This is a genomic window from Oleiphilus sp. HI0132, from assembly GCF_001635845.1.
This window is the reverse complement of record NZ_LWGJ01000593.1, coordinates 1-432: the sequence shown is the minus strand read 5'-3', so window position 1 is coordinate 432 and position 432 is coordinate 1. Positions and strand designations below refer to the sequence as shown.

The 432-nt window shown below is 50.5% G+C and carries 1 protein-coding gene; it reads right to left on the bottom strand.

Going from position 1 to position 432, the window contains the following annotated elements; translation table 11 throughout:
* The coding region (locus A3766_RS07250; protein WP_156508757.1) for an AAA family ATPase at positions 1 to 432 on the bottom strand (432 nt) is incomplete at both ends.

Genomic DNA, 432 nt, shown 5'->3' with positions numbered 1-432 from the left:
TTACTAACGGCTTGTGAAAAGCGCTGAAAGACCTTCTTAGCTTGCGCCGCATTAGAGACCATATTGACAACAATCTGAACCTTTCGTCGATAACCGCGGCGTTTGAGCACCTTAAGCAGAGAGAACGCATCAGTTAAAGAGGTTGGCTCGGGGGTCACCACAACGACAGCAACTTGAGACGCGGCAATAAAATGAAGAACGGTTGGAGAAATACCCGCGGCTGTGTCGACCATCATATAGTCATAATGAGGCTCAATTGCACGAATAGAAGTCACCAGCCTTTGTTGCTGCCCGACATCCAACTCAACACACTGAGCGAAACCCGATGCTCCTGGAATGACCTGGATACCCTCGGGCCCTTCGAGCACGATATCCTGAATCGACTTTTCACCCGTGAACAAATGCTCCAGCGTATAGGCGGGATAGAGCCCC